Genomic DNA, 13,489 nt, shown 5'->3' on the forward strand with positions numbered 1-13,489 from the left:
GCCGATCATCATGACCTGGCTCTCTTATCTGGCGAATGCCGCTTTCATCCTTATCGTTCTGTCGCTGGGTGTTTACGTGGCGCTGGAGATGCGCATCCTGCGCATCTCGCGCAAGACCGAGCGGCGCCGGTTGACGGAACTGACGGAGGGTGGCGCCGCGCAGCCCGCCGCGCAGGATACTTCGCTGGACGCCACGGCGACGGCGCCGCCGGGGGGGGCGAAGCCGCGCGTCAGCGTGCTGTTGCCTATCCATAACGAAGCGGCGGTGGTCGAGCGGCTCATCGACGCCGTGTGCGCCTTGCGCTATCCGCCGGAAGCGCTGGAAATCCTGGTGCTGGACGATTCCACCGACCATACCTGCGCCGTGGCGCGCGACCGCGTCGAGCGCCACGAGCGCCGGGGCGTGAACATCCGCCTGCTGCGGCGGCGGGACCGCAGCGGTTTCAAGGCCGGTAACCTGATGCATGGCTTGAAGTCCGCCACGGGCGCGTTCTTCGTCATCTTCGATGCGGATTTCGTGCCGCCGCAGGATTTCCTGCTGCGCTGCATGCCGTGCTTCGACGATCCGCGGCTGGGCTATCTGCAGACGGCCATCGGCTACGAGAACAGCGACGCCTCGTTCCTGACCCGCTTCCAGGCCATGGAGATGGGCCATCAGCAGTACCTGACCGCGGGCCTCAGCGAAGATGGCGGCATGGCGTCCCTGAGCGGCAGTTCCTGTATCTGGCGCCGTACCTGCGTGCAGGCGCTGGGTGGCTGGAATGCCGACACGGTGACGGAGGACGTGGACCTGGGGTATCGGGCCCAGTTCGACGACTGGAAATATGCCTATCTGGGCGATGTGGTGTCGATGTCCATCCTGCCCGAGGCGATCAGCACGTTCCGGATCCAGCGCGAGCGCTGGGGCCGCGGCCTGATCCACAGCGCCTTTCTGCACGCGCGCAAGATGGCGCGCCAGCGCATGCCCATGCTCAAGCGCCTGCATGCGGTGTCGATGATGTTCTCGTCGGTATTGCTGGCGTCGATGTATGTGCTGGTCCTGCTGGGGCTGCCGCTGAATTACCTGGTGAACTTCGACCGGATCGAAGTGCAGGTGGGCGCCGTGACCCTGTTCGCGCTGGTCACGCTATGGTCGCTGGGGAGCACGCTGGGCGCGCGCCGGCGCACCCGTCCCGCCGACAGGGCCGGCGTGGCGGCCACGCTTTGGTACAACTACCTTTACATCGCGATGTTCATCCCGATGGCCTGGTATTACTTTGTCGGCGGCATACGCGCGTTCCTGGGCGTAAATGGCGATTTCCATCGCACGCCCAAGGGCGACGTCGAACGGGGCGTGGCCCTGCCCCCGATCAACCGGACGTTGATGGTGGGCGAGGCTTTCACGTTCGGCTATGCGCTGGTGGCGCTGGTGCAGGCCGTGCGCGACGGCAACTATATTCTGCTGCCGCTGGACGTGACGGCCTGCGTGGGCTTCGGCATGGTGCTGTACTGGTCGTGGCAGGAGGCACGCTTACGTCAGCGCGGTCAGTGAGGCCAGGGCTTCCACGGTGCGCTCGATCTGCGATTCCGTGTGCTGGCAGGAAATGAAGAAGCGCAGGCGCGCCGATTTTTCCGGCACGGCGGGGTAGATGATGGGCTGCACATTGATGCCGCGTTCGAACAAGGCCGCGGACAGCCGCGTGGCCTTGACCGAACTGCCCAGTATGGCGGGCACCACGGCCAGGCCCTGGCTGTTGCCCGTGTCGACGCCGGCGGCGCGCGCCTGTTCCAGGAAGAAACGGCCGCGCACCTGCAGTGTCGCCACGCGTTGGGGCAAGGCCAGCATGCGTTGCAGCGCCGCCAGCGACGCCGCCGCCACCGAGGGCGGCATGCCGACGCTGTACAGAAAGCCCGGCGCCAGGAACTTCAGGTGCTCGACCAGGGCGCTTTCGCCCGCGATATAACCGCCGCAGCCGGCCAGGGTCTTGCTCAAGGTGCCCATCCAGATGTCCACGTCCGTGCCCGCCAGGCCGAAGTGTTCGCGGATGCCGCGGCCGTGCAGCCCCATGACCCCTAGCGAATGGGCTTCGTCCACCATCAGGAAGGTGCGATGGCGGCGCTTGACCTCGATGAAGCGGGGCAGGTCGGGATAGTCGCCGTCCATGCTGTAGACGCCTTCCAGCACGATCAACACCCGCTCGAAGTCGCGGCGCTGTTCCTCCAGCAGGCGGTCCAGGGTGCGCCAGTCGTTGTGCGGGAAGGGCAGGCGGCGAGCGCCCGACAACTGGATGCCCTGCAGCACGCTGTTGTGGATGAACTCGTCGTGCAGGACCATGTCGCGCGGACCGAACAGATGGCCGATGGTCGATACGTTGGTGGCGTGGCCGCTGACGAAGGTAACCGCGTCGTCGACCTCATAGAGGCGGGCTAGCGCCATTTCCAGTTCTCGATGGACGGGGCGTTCGCCGGACACCAGGCGGCTGGCGGAGACCGACGTGCCGTAACGGTCGATCGCGTCCTTGGCGGCCTGTGTAACGACGGCGTCACCGGACATGCCCAGGTAGTTGTAGCTGGCGTAGTTGATGTAAGTCTGGCCGCCGATGCTGGTATGTTCGCCGGCCGTGCCTTCATGCAGCTTGAAGAAGGGATGTTGCAGCCCCATCCGCGTGGCACCGTCATGCATGATGCGCAGTTGCTTGTAACCCGGGTGCAGGTCGAAGCGGTAGTGTTCCTCGGGCACACCAGGGCGCACGCTGGGGGGCAGCGGCATGGCGGCGCGGCCGTGCTCCTGTTCGACCTGGCGCAGTTTGCGTTCCAGGGATTGCTGGATCAACTTGTCTTTCAGGCCGGCCGCCAGGCCTGGCAGTTTGTGCTTTATCACGGGTGGCCTATGGGGTCATGCGGTGTGGCGGCGCGGCGTTGCCATTTTCGGGTTTGCCGTTTTCGGTTTTGCCACTCTTGATATCGGCGACGAACTGCGCGACCGCCGCATCCGGTATGTCGGCGGCGTGGTCGGCGACCAGCTTCTCGACCATGGACGACGTGCGGTCCGCGGGCGCCGCCGCGCCTTCGCCCCGCAGCATGGCGATCAGCCTGGCGGTCAATTTGATGACGGTGGGGCTTTCCGACAAGGTCATCACCGGCAGCCTGACGCCGAAGCGGCTTTCCAGCGCGGCGATCAACTCCACGCCCATCAGGGAATCCAGCCCCATGTCATAGAGGGAGCGTTCAGGGTCGATCTTGTCCGGCGCTACACGCAGCACCTCGCCGATCTCGGCTTTCAGCATGTCGCCGAAGGCCGCATGCAGCGCCGTGTCGTCCAGGGTGGCGAGCAGGTGGGCAACGTCGTGGGTGGGATCCTGGTCGCTGTCACGGTCGCCACGTGCCAGTTCGACGAAACGCGGGGCGGCCGCGGTGGGCAGCAGGCGGGCCAGGGTGGGCCACTGGAGATCGAGCACGGCCTGGCCGCTGGCGTCGGCCAGCAGCAGGCCTTCCAGTGCGTCCAGGGCGGCCGCCGCCGCCAGGGCGCGCCCGCCGATGCGGGCCAGCAGGGCGTCCTTGACCTTCTCGTTGCGCGCCAGGAAGCCGACGTCGTCGATGGCGCCCCAGCGCACGCAGGTGGCGGGCAGGCCCTGGTCGCGCCGCTGTACCGCCAATGCTTCCAGCGCGTGGTTGGCCGCGACGTAGCTGCTTTGGCCGGGATTGCCGAACAGGCTGGTGGCCGAGGAATAATAGATACAGAAATCCAGCGGCAGCGCCTGGGTCAGGGCGTGCAGGTGCTGCGCGCCCAGGACCTTGGCGGCCATGGTCCGTTCTATCGTCTCGGCGCTGGCGTTGCGGGCCAGGCCATCCTCGATGACCACCGCCGCGTGGACGATGCCGCGCAGCGGAGGCAGGGCCCGGGCGATGTGCTGCAACAAGCCTTGCAACGCCTGTTCGTCGGTGACATCGCAGGATTGCGCATGAACCTGCACGCCCTGGTCCTCCAGCGCGGCGATGGCGGCGCGCGCGGTGTCGTCGGCCACACCACGGCGGCCGACCAGGACCAGATGGCGCGCGCCCTTTTCGGCCAGCCATTGCGCGGTGCGCAGGCCGAAGCCGCCCAGGCCGCCCGTCACCAGGTAGGTGGCTTGCGCCGGCAGGCGCAAGCGCTGCGGTGCTGACGGACGCGGCGCCCGGATGTGGCGGATGCCATGGCGATAGGTGACGACGATCTTGCCGATCTGCTGTGCCTGCTGCATGTAGCGGAAGGCGTCGACCACGTCGTTGGCGTCGAACACGGTGTAGGGCAGGGGATGCAGCAGGCCTTCCCCGAAGCCGCCCATCATGGCGCCGAACAGGCGGCGGGTCAGGTCCGGCCGGGCCGACATCAGCTGGTCGGCATCGATGCCGAAGTAACTGACGTTGTTGCGCAATGGGCGCATGCCGATGCGGGTGTTTTCGTGGAAGTCGCGCTTGCCCAGTTCCAGGAACCGGCCGAACGGGCGCAGGACATGCAGATTGCGGTTGATGGCTTCCCCGGCCAGCGAGTTCAGCACGACATCCACGCCTTCGCCACCCGTATCGGCCAGGATCTCGTCGGCATAGGACAGGGAGCGGGAGTCGTAGACGTGCGTCACTCCCATCAGGCGCAGGAAGTCGCGCTTTTCGTCCGAGCCGGCGGTGGCGTAGATGTCGGCGCCCAGGCTCTGCGCCAGCTGGATGGCGGCGATCCCCACGCCGCCGGCGGCGCCGTGGATGAGGATTTTTTCACCGGGCTCAAGGTGTGCCAGATGGTGCAGCGCGTACCACGCCGTGAAGAAGGTGCTGGGTATGGTTGCCGCGGCTTCGAAGGAGAAGTCCGCGGGGATGGTTACGATGGCGCTGGGCTGCGTCAGAATGTGTTCGCCGAAACTGGACGGGCCGAAACCGACGACCCGGTCACCCGGTTTGTAGCCGGTGACCGCGGCACCGAGGCGCGTGATCTCGCCGGCGAATTCCAATCCCAGGGTGGGACCTGCGTAGCCATTGTCGATGGCGTCGTCGGGTAGCAGGCCCAGGGTGTACATGACGTCGCGGAAGTTCAGGCCGGTGGCGGCGACACGGACTTCGATCTGGTCTTGCGCCGGCGCAATGGATTGAACGGCCTGCCAATGCAGGTTGCGCAGCTGGCCCGGAAGGTCGAAGTCCAGGCGGGCGTACAACGGGCCGGTGGCGTGCGTGATCGGTGGGAGGGCGGCTGCCTGGGCTGCCGGCTGGGTGGCCGGCGGATTCTGCATAGGGCTGGTGTCGCGGCCATGCTCCAGGTCGTCTACAAGGCCGTCCATGCCGTTCACGGCGCATTCAGCGGGACGGGGCACGACGCGCACGCGTGGGACCCGGCGCGCGCCGTCGGCGTCCAGCAGGATTTCATCTTCCAGGTCGGGATGCAGCAGTTCGCACGCCAAGGCCGGTACCGCGGTCGTGGCCATGACGTCGACCAGCCGCATGCGGTAATTGGTGGCTTCGTTGGCGAGCGTGCGGCCATAGCCCCACAGCGCGGCGTCGAAGATTCCTTCTTCGCGTGGATCGCCGCCGCCCATGGCCAGGCCGGCGTTGCGGGTGACCAGCCAGATGGTGGCCGGCGCGCTCGCCGTGGGGTCGCTGCTTTCGCAGGCCTGGATGATGGCGGCCGCCAGCGCGCATCGGCGCACCAGGCCGTCGAAGGAGGGCGCTTCGGGCGCGGGTGAACCTGTGCGCGGATCCCTGTTCGACGTCGTGCGCGAACCCGTGCTCGCACTTGTGTCCGAACCGGTGTCCGAATTCATGTTCGAGTTCATGGCCGGGTTCATGTCCGAACCCGCCTGCCATCCCTCTACTAAAACAATGTCGTGAACCTGCCCGTGGCGTCTGCGCGCCTGGCGCAGAACCTCCGCTACTGACGCGGGCGTCACGTCCGTGGCAAGCACGGTCTGCTGGCCGGCTGCGTCCAGTTCCAGCCGCAAGGCCTGGGCCAGGGCCGCGCTTTGTTCATCGCCAATCAGCAGGCGGGTGCGCGACGCCGGGGCCGGCGCCTGTTCGTCCATGGCTGGCGCGCTGGCCAGGATCAGGTAGGGGGCGGACGCTGGATACGCGCTCAGGGTGATGGCCGGCGCGCAATGCAGGCCCATTTCGCGCAAGACGGCGATGCTGTCTTCCGCCGTCGGCAAGGGGGCATGGCTGCCGTCCTTGCCGGCCAGCCACCAGGAGGTGCGTCCGCCGAACAGGAAATCCATCCAGGGCGTGGGCGGCGTGCCGCGCAGTAACAGGTTGCCGCCCGAGCGCAAACTGGTGCGGGCGTAGGCCAGCGCCTGGCGGAAGCGTTCAAGCGTATCGAATTCGCCATGCAGGACGACGAGATCGTAGCGTTCGCCATCGGGCGACGGCGCATCGGGTCCTATGGCGACGGCGCTTGCCAGGGGATATCCCGCCAGCGGACCGTGACGGGCGGCCTCGACGGCATCGGGGTCGGGCGAGGCATAGCGGTAGTCCGCCACGTCGAAGTCCAGCACCGCGCAGCACGCGCTGCCTATCAGCGGCAGGCCCTGGGCGACTTCCAGTACGGCGATGCGCTGGCCCGGCGCGCGCATGCATACGGCGCGCTGCAGGGCTTCGGCCAAGGCTTCGGCCAGCATCTGGCCCCGTGCGGCGCCCAGCACCATGCGGCTGAGCGCCGTCGGCGTGGCCGAGCGCGGCACGATCTGTTCGATGTCCACGGTACCGGTCAGCAGCGCGGGCAGATGCATGCCGACGCGGCCGGCGGCGAGGATGGCAGGAAAGTAGTCGGGGTAGTCGCGCAGCAGACTGTTCCAGATGTCGGCGGCGGTGGCTTCCCTGGCTTCATCCGCCTGGTCGGCTTCGTCCGCCTTCTCGGCCTCGTTCGCCGCGTCATCCTTGAGCGTCCATCCCGTCGGATCGGCGTGCGCATAGCCGGCCAACGTCGCCCGGGTCAGCACGTGCTCGTACAGCGGGGCCGAGCGGGGATGCTGGCGCGTGTGGCGTTCCACCTGGGCGTTGGTCAGCCGCGCGCCATCCTTGGCCAGTGTGCGTAACGCCTCGATCGCATAGCGGTCGCACAGGCTCTCCAGCAAAGGGTCGACTTCCTGGCTGTAGCGGTCCGTTTCCTCGCTGCTGCTGCCCTGGCCCTTGCCATGGTCCGGCACCGTCGGCCACAGCTCGCGCAAGCGTGCCTCCAGCGCGGCGGCGGGCAGGGCTTGCGGCGGCATGGGCGCATACAGATGGGGACGCGGCGTCAGCACGCAATCGACGTAGTCGAACTGCTCGGCGGCCGGCTTGGCCAGCCTGACCGCACGGAAATTCGCGTCGTCGACATTGGCCACCAGGCGGCCCTGGCCGTCGTAGAGCGCAAAATCCGCCCCCACTGAATGGGGGGCGCGTCGGCGCAGGCGCGCCTGCGCATAGCGTGGCAGGCCCTGGCCGGCATGCAGGCTGACGCGCCCGATGCGCGCCGGGACGAAGGCAATGCCCTGGCCCATGGCGGGATCGTCGCGCAGCAGATGGATGAGAAGCTGGAAACTGCAATCCAGCAGGGCCGGATGCAGGTGCGAGGTGCTGAGTTCCTGCGTCAGGCTGGCCGGCGGCTTGAGCCGGGCGAAGACCGTGTCGGCGGCCAGGCGCCAGCCATGGACGATGGCGCGGTAGGCCGGGCCATAGGCCAGGCCCACGGCGCATGTCAGCGCGTGGTGCTCGCCTTCGTCGAAGTCCGGTTCGCGCATCGGCGGCGTGACGGCGGCCGCGCCACGCAGGCAGGTGGCATTGGCCTGGCGCCGGATGCGCCCGCCGGCGTGGACGGTCCATGACGCATCGCCGTTGATGTCGCGGCCGAGGATGCGGAAACGGCCGTCCTCGTGGTCCAGCGCCAGGCGCACGCGCTTGCCCGGGGCGGCGTTCAGCACCAAGGGCGAGCGGATGTCCAGGTCTTCGATGTCCGCATAGCTGCCCGGCTGCCATTCCATGGCGGCGGCCAGGGCCAGTTCCACGAAACCCGTGCCGGGGAAGACGGCGGCGCCACCCACGACATGGTCGGCCAGCGTTGGATGGCGTCCGGTGTCCAGGATGTTTTCCCACACGCCTTCGTGCTGGCGGACGGGATAGCCCAGCAGGGGGTGGACCCGTTCGCGCATCAGCACGCCAAGGGATTGGGGCGTGTCGCCGAACCAGTGGCGTTCCCGTTGCCAGGGATAGGCGGGCATGGGCGTATGTTCGCCCTTCCAGGGGAACAGCGCCTGCCAGTCCACGTCGGCGCCGCTGAGTATGGTCTGGCCGGCCGCATCGTGGATACGCGCCGGCAGGTCTTCGTTGCGGGCGGCGGTAATCAGGATCCGGCCGGGCCGGTCCGCGATGTCCAGGGCGTCCTTGATGTAGCCGCGCAGGACCGGATGCGGGCCTATCTCCACGAAGACGTTCAGGCCGTCGGCGATGACGCGCTGGCAGGCCTCGGAAAATTGAACCGGCAGGCGCACGTTGTGCCACCAGTACGTCGCATCCAGTTTGCTGCCTGCTTCCTGGGTGCCGCTTACCGCTGAATAGAAGGCGACGTCGCTGTCCGCGCAGTGCAGGTCTGCCAGCGCATGCTTGATCTCGCCTTCGATGGCATCCATGGCCGGACTGTGGAAGGCGTAGTCCAGATCCAGCCGGCGATGGAAGACACCGCGTTCCCGCAGCACTTCTTCCATCAGGTCCAGCGCGGCGGGATCGCCAGCGACCGTGGCGCCGCGATGGCTGTTGCCGCCGGCCAGCACCAGGCGGGTGCCTGCTTCGAGTTCGTCCAGCAAGGCCTGCGCCTGCGTGGCGCCCAGGCCGACGGCGCTCATGCGGCCTTGGCCGCGCGTCTGGCCTTGCAAGCGGCTGCGGTGATAGATCACCTTGACGGCTTCGGGCAGGGTCAGCGCGCCGCAGGCCCAGGCCGCGGCCACTTCACCCACGCTGTGTCCCATCGTGGCGAGCGGCACCACGCCGCGTTGCGCGAACATGCGGGTGATGCCCACCTGCAGCGCGAAGAGCGCAGGCTGGGCGATTTCGGTGCGGTCGTAGCGGTCGGAGGCGACGGTTTCCGCGGCGGCGTCCGTGGGTCTATCGACCGTCGTTTCGGTCGCAACGGCGGTCGCTGATGTAAGTGCCTGGGTGGTTGCCGGGTCTCCTGCCAACGCTGCCGCCACGGAGAAATCCGCGTATTCCGCGAACAGCGCATCCACCTCGTGGACCGCCGCCGCGAACACCGGGTCGGCCATGAGCCGCCTGCCCATGCCGGCCCATTGCGAACCATTGCCCGAGTAGACGAAGACCGGGCCGCGCGCGTTGCGCAATCCCGTGGCCATCGACACGGAGAGCTTGGGCGCCTGGTCTTCCGCCAGGGCCAGCAGGTCGGCAGCGACGCGCTTCCGGTCGCTGGCGAACACCAGCGCGCGTTGTGCGTGCCAGTCGCGGCGGCGGGTGGCGTGATAGGCGAAGTCATAGATCGGCCGATCCGGTTCGGCGCGCAGGGCGGCGGCCAGCGCCGCGGCGGATGCGCGCAGCGCTTGCTGCGTGCGGCCCGTGACGACCAGCGGCACGGGGGCATTCTTGATCAGCTTGGTCGCGGGGGCCTGGGCGGGGCGGGGCGCGCTTTGCAGAATGACGTGCGCATTGGCGCCGCCGAAGCCGAAGGAGTTGACCCCGACGGTCAGCTTGCCGCGTGGTTTAAGGTGCCGGTTCTGGGTGACGACCTCGATATTCCAGCCTTGGAAGTCGATGTGGGGATTCAGATTGCGCACGCCGATGGTTGCGGGCACCGTGCGGTGAATCAAGGTGTAGATGGCTTTCACCAGCCCCGCCACGCCGGAGGCTGGTTCCAGGTGGCCCATATTGCTTTTGATGGAGCCGATGGGCAGTGGCCGGTTGGCGGGCCGTGCCTGGCCCAGTGCCGCGCCGATGGCGTGCGTCTCGATGGGGTCGCCCACCGCGGTGCCCGTGCCGTGGGCTTCCAGGTAGTCCAGTTCGATGGGCTTGATGCCGGCCTGTGCGTAGGCGCGCCGCATCAAGTCGGCCTGGGCGTCGGCGCTGGGGACGGTGAGGCCGGTCTTGCGGCCATCGGTATTGACGACGGTGCCCGCGACCACGGCCAGGATACGGTCGCTGTCGGCCAGGGCCTGGTCATAGTCCTTGAGGATGAACACGCCGCCGCCTTCGGAGCGCACGTAGCCGTCGCCGGCGGCGTCGAACACGCTGCAGTGGCCGCGGCGCGACAGCATGGACGCCTTGGAGAAGGAGATGAAGCCGTAGGGGTGCAGGTGCAGGCTGATGCCGCCGGTGATGGCATGGCTGCATTCGCCACCGAGGATGGCGCGGCAGGCCTGGTGGAACGCCACCAGCGATGACGAGCAGGCGGTGTCCATGGCCATGCTGGGGCCGCGCAGGTCGAAGAAATACGACAGCCGGTTGGCCGCGGTGCTGGACGTATTGCCGGTGGCCGTGGAGGCATCGACCACGTCCATGTCTTCAGCCATGCGATAGGCGTAGTCGGCGCTGGCGATACCGATGTAGACGCCGCAATCGCTGCCGCGTAACGAGGTCGGTTTGATGCCGGCGTCTTCCACCGCTTCCCAGGTCATTTCCAGCAGCAGGCGCTGTTGCGGATCCATCTGTGCGGCTTCGCGTGGCGAGATGCCGAAGAAGTCGGCATCGAAGCCGGTGATATCGCCGATGGTCCCGGCCGCGTGGGTATACGCGGTGCCGGGTTGTTCCTTGTCCGGGTGCAGATAGGCATCGGATGACCAGCGTCCGGGTTGGACCTGCGTGATCAAGTCTTTGCCTTCAAGCAGGTCGGCCCAATACGTTGCGGCCGTGGTGCCTGGGAATCTGAATGCGAGGCCAACGATAGCGACACGCTTCCCCATGAACGGTCCTTACAGCGTCACGTCTGATTCATGCCGCAGGCGCGTATAGCCAGGGCTTTTTCGATCGGGCTGGGTTATTGGTGTGCCACTTTACTTGGACGTTTGGAGAAGTTGAATTGGCGTTTCAATTGATACTCCGGCACTGGAAAAACGTAATCTCGCGCGTTGCGTTGCGCGAGTGCGGCGCGCGTGAATATTCGGTCATGTTGAATATGGCGATTGCGGCGTTACGTATGTCCGCGCGAGATGCGCGGATGGAATTGCAACGTAAGTGGCGGTGGAAGGCGTGGGGGCGATTCCGCCGTGGACAGGTGAGAAGCTGTCGAGGGATTTCCAGGAACAGGCGCGAGCCGGGATGCAAAGAGGAGGCGGCCGGGCTGTCGCGCGGCGCCGACAGGTTCGCTGTTACTTTGCTCCGAGATTGGCGCGGCGTTGGACAAGCGCAAAAAACTATGTATAATTCTCCCTCTCAGCAGTTGCAGCGCGGCACGAAGTGCCAAGCAAAGTAGCTTGCCGGGCTGTTAGCTCAGTTGGTAGAGCAGCGGACTCTTAATCCGTAGGTCGAGTGTTCGAGCCACTCACAGCCCACCAGAATATCAAGTAAAAAGCCCACCTTCATGGTGGGCTTTTTGCGTCTTGGCTATGCCGACGGCGTTGCAGAATGCCTGGTCGATGCCCTGGCCTATTGCTCTCCTTCGCGCTGCCCGATGGAACGGCGTAAGTCCTTGCCTCCGCGGCGAGCAACATGGCGCAGCGCTCGCTTCATGGCCATCTTCGGGTGACCATGGCAGCCGCACGCTATCGCCGACCACCCTTTGCCCTCAGGGAAGGCTCATATCCATACCCAGCATCCTGGCCAGGCCGAAGGCCAGGAACAGGACGCCAACCAGCACCACGACGAAGACGGCAACCACCTTGCCGCTCGTGAGCAGCAATGCGCGCGTGTCTTTCCCCTTCTTCCCCTGGTCGTAATGCCACTTGATGGCGAAGAACATGCACGTGCCGAACACGAGCACCTTGAAGGTAAGGAAGACTACCGGGATCCAATCGATCATTTGAGATTTATCAGCCATGACTTGACTCTGCCTGCTGTGAAGAGCACCACCTCCCGAATCAGGGGGGCGGAAACGTCGGCGACCGCGGTTCTTGTATGGCAGTCGTTGCGCGTTTACAGACATACTACTAAAAAGCAATATCCATACATCGAAGAAAAACGCCGCCTTTGACAGCCATGCAACACGACAATTTGCCCCGCTGGTTGCCGCGCTTGACCGCGCAGGGCGGCCCCCGTTTCTTGCAGATCGCGGATGCGTTGCAGGCGGCGATGGCAGGCGGGGCGCTGAAACCCGGTGACCGGCTGCCTCCGCAGCGCCAGCTGGCGGCACAGCTGGACGTCGACCTGACGACGATCACGCGCGCCTACGACGAAGCCAGGCGACGCCACCTTCTGGAGGGGCGTGGCGCGCGCGGCACCTATGTCGCCGCGCCGAAAGTCGAATTGACCTCGGTCCTCGACCTGAGCATGAATACCCCACCGCCGCCGGATGGCGTGGACTTCGACGACATGTTGAAGCAAGGCCTGTCCCAGGTATTGATGGGGGCGGATACCGACTTGCTGATGACTTACCACCTGGGCGGGGGCAGCGACTCCGACCGCCAGGCGGGAGCCAAATGGCTGGAGCCGATGTTTGGATATCTGGATTCCGGACAGGTCCTCGTCTGTCCAGGGGCGCAGGCGGCGATCGCCGCGTTGATCCTTGCGCTGACGGAGCCTGGCGATGTGATCCTGGCAGAGCCGACCAGCTATCCCGGCTTGCGTGCCGCCGCGACCCAATTCGGCCGGCGCATCATTGCAGTGGGAGCGGACCGGCACGGGATGGTGCCGGAGATGCTTGAGCAAGCGTGCCGCAAGCACAAGCCTGCGCTGGTGTACCTCAATCCGACATTGCAAAACCCGACGGCCGTCACCATTGGGGAGCGCCGGCGCAAGGAACTTGCCAGCATCGCGCAGCGCTGCCATGTACGCATCATCGAGGACGATCCCTACTGGCTGCTTGCCGATGCCCCGCCGCCGCCCATCGCCACGTTTGCGCCGGCGCAGGTGTATTACATCTCGACCCTGTCGAAATGCCTGACGCCCGGCCTGCGTGTGGCCTTCGTGCTCATACGAGACCCGCAAGAGCGGGAGCGTTTCCTGGTTGCACTGAGATCATTCGCGCTGATGGTCGCCCCTCTGACGGCTGCCTTGGCCACGCAGTGGATCCTCGATGGTTCGGCTGCCGGATTGATGGAAGGCGTACGCAAGGAGGCGCGCCTGCGCTACCGGATGGCCGGGGATATCCTGGCGGGGCGGTATGGCGGCGCTGGCGATGGCCTGCATGTATGGCTCGAATTGCCGGGGTATTGGACCTCCGCGCAGTTCGCACGTGCCGCCGACAGCGAAGGCATAGCCGTTACGCCGGCGGAAGCCTTCGCCACCGGCAGCCAATCCGTGAATGCCGTCCGCATCTCCCTGGGCAGCATCAAGGACCGTGGACGCTTACAGGCGGCCCTGCAACGGCTGTCTCACCTGCTGGCGCGACAACCCGAGCCGTTCAGCGCGGCCGTGGTTTAGCTGG

The 13,489-nt window shown here is 66.5% G+C and carries 5 protein-coding genes and 1 tRNA gene; 3 read left to right on the forward strand and 3 right to left on the reverse strand.

Annotated elements, in window-relative coordinates; all coding sequences use genetic code 11:
- Window positions 1–10: 10 nt before the first annotated feature.
- Window positions 11–1,531: a glycosyltransferase gene (locus CEY05_RS22830; RefSeq protein ID WP_233161666.1), complete on the forward strand. Its 1,521-nt coding sequence runs from the start codon at window positions 11–13 to the stop codon at window positions 1,529–1,531.
- On the opposite strand, the gene CEY05_RS22835 is transcribed toward CEY05_RS22830, so the two are convergent.
- Both CEY05_RS22835 and CEY05_RS22840 read right to left on the reverse strand, forming a co-directional pair.
- Entirely contained in the window at window positions 1,511–2,860 is a 1,350-nt protein-coding gene (locus CEY05_RS22835) for an aminotransferase class I/II-fold pyridoxal phosphate-dependent enzyme (protein ID WP_088599566.1), read from the reverse strand. The genes CEY05_RS22830 and CEY05_RS22835 overlap by 21 nt on opposite strands.
- A 7-nt stretch (window positions 2,861–2,867) precedes the next feature.
- Window positions 2,868–10,871 carry a type I polyketide synthase gene (locus CEY05_RS22840; RefSeq protein ID WP_088599567.1) on the reverse strand — a complete coding sequence of 2,668 codons (8,004 nt, stop codon included), beginning with the start codon at window positions 10,869–10,871 and terminating at the stop codon, window positions 2,868–2,870.
- A gap of 515 nt (window positions 10,872–11,386) precedes the next feature.
- Between CEY05_RS22840 and CEY05_RS22845 the strand changes: the two genes are divergently transcribed.
- A tRNA-Lys gene (locus CEY05_RS22845) sits at window positions 11,387–11,462 on the forward strand.
- 230 nt (window positions 11,463–11,692) lie between these two features.
- On the opposite strand, the gene CEY05_RS22850 is transcribed toward CEY05_RS22845, so the two are convergent.
- Window positions 11,693–11,926 carry a hypothetical protein gene (locus CEY05_RS22850; protein WP_088599568.1) on the reverse strand — a complete coding sequence of 78 codons (234 nt, stop codon included), beginning with the start codon at window positions 11,924–11,926 and terminating at the stop codon, window positions 11,693–11,695.
- A 176-nt stretch (window positions 11,927–12,102) separates the two neighbouring features.
- Between CEY05_RS22850 and CEY05_RS22855 the strand changes: the two genes are divergently transcribed.
- Entirely contained in the window at window positions 12,103–13,485 is a 1,383-nt protein-coding gene (locus tag CEY05_RS22855) for a PLP-dependent aminotransferase family protein (protein ID WP_088599569.1), read from the forward strand.
- Window positions 13,486–13,489: the final 4 nt, after the last annotated feature.

The sequence above is a fragment of the Achromobacter sp. HZ34 genome, from assembly GCF_002209485.1.
Taxonomy (GTDB): Bacteria; Pseudomonadota; Gammaproteobacteria; order Burkholderiales; family Burkholderiaceae_B; genus Bordetella_C.

What these genes read in the sequence shown, in the direction of transcription:
- CEY05_RS22830 (WP_233161666.1), top strand. Translation starts at nt 11, where the DNA reads ATGACCTGGCTCTCTTATCTGGCGAATGCCGCTTTCATCCTTATCGTT.
- CEY05_RS22840 (WP_088599567.1), bottom strand. Translation starts at nt 10,871, where the DNA reads ATGGGGAAGCGTGTCGCTATCGTTGGCCTCGCATTCAGATTCCCAGGC.
- CEY05_RS22850 (WP_088599568.1), bottom strand. Translation starts at nt 11,926, where the DNA reads ATGATCGATTGGATCCCGGTAGTCTTCCTTACCTTCAAGGTGCTCGTG.
- CEY05_RS22855 (WP_088599569.1), top strand. Translation starts at nt 12,103, where the DNA reads ATGCAACACGACAATTTGCCCCGCTGGTTGCCGCGCTTGACCGCGCAG.